This is a genomic window from Rathayibacter tanaceti, from assembly GCF_001634385.1.
GTDB lineage: Bacteria > Actinomycetota > Actinomycetes > Actinomycetales > Microbacteriaceae > Rathayibacter > Rathayibacter tanaceti.
The window spans coordinates 1-716 of sequence record NZ_LIIN01000297.1 but is presented as its reverse complement, the minus strand read 5'-3'; the positions used below and the strand labels follow the sequence as shown (position 1 = coordinate 716).

Genomic DNA, 716 nt, shown 5'->3' with positions numbered 1-716 from the left:
GGCGGCAGCGGGACGGACGGCGCGGCGTGGGCCGAGGGGGCGCCCCAGGGCGGCGTCGGTGCGGGGTCCATCCGGCTCCTCCTGTTCCTCGCGCGGCGAGGCCGGCCGCCCTGCGATTCTCGTCCCTGCTCCTCCGGCCTTGCCGGGAGCGGCGGGACCCGTCTACGATGGAGTACCCCCGGGGGGTATATCTGTCCCGGCTGCGCGACACAGGAGGACCCATGGGCACCAGGATCGATCTCGGCCTGACCGCGAGCGGCTCGAACGGAGGCTGCGGCAGCGGCGCGTGCGCGTGCGGCGGCCACGAGAGCACCCGCCACGAGAGTCGTGGGCCGATCGCCGCCGCGACCGTGCAGAGCATCGGAGTCGCCGGCATGACCTGCGAGCACTGCGTCCGCAGCGTCACGGAGGAGCTGGCCGCCTACCCCGAGGTCACCGGCGTCGACGTCTCCCTCGTGCCCGACGGCGTCTCGACCGTGACCGTCGGATCCACCCGACCGCTCGGCCGCGAAGAGATCGCCGCGGCCGTCGCCGACGCGGGCTACCGACTCGCCCCTCTCGACTGACGTGGCCGACTCCGCCGGCACACCGCTCGAGCTCGCCATCGGAGGCATGACCTGCGCCTCCTGCGTCGCCCGCGTCGAGCGCCGCCTCGACGCGCTGCCCGGCGTGAGCGCCACCGTCAACCTCGCCCTCGAGCGTGCGACGCTGACGCT

2 protein-coding genes are annotated in these 716 nt (G+C 74.7%); both read left to right on the top strand.

Annotation, left to right across the window (positions count from 1 at the left end; genetic code table 11):
* Window positions 1–221 precede the first annotated feature (221 nt).
* The gene (locus ACH61_RS15735) at window positions 222–566 is read left to right on the top strand and encodes a heavy-metal-associated domain-containing protein (RefSeq protein ID WP_068213814.1); all 345 of its coding nucleotides are present in this window, start codon (window positions 222–224) and stop codon (window positions 564–566) included.
* 1 nt (window position 567) lies between these two features.
* Window positions 568–716 (top strand): heavy-metal-associated domain-containing protein (locus ACH61_RS16585; protein WP_269085092.1); only part of this gene is annotated, 149 nt, incomplete at its 3' end.

Coding starts and splice junctions, on each gene's coding strand:
- ACH61_RS15735 (WP_068213814.1), top strand. CDS start 222: ATGGGCACCAGGATCGATCTCGGCCTGACCGCGAGCGGCTCGAACGGA.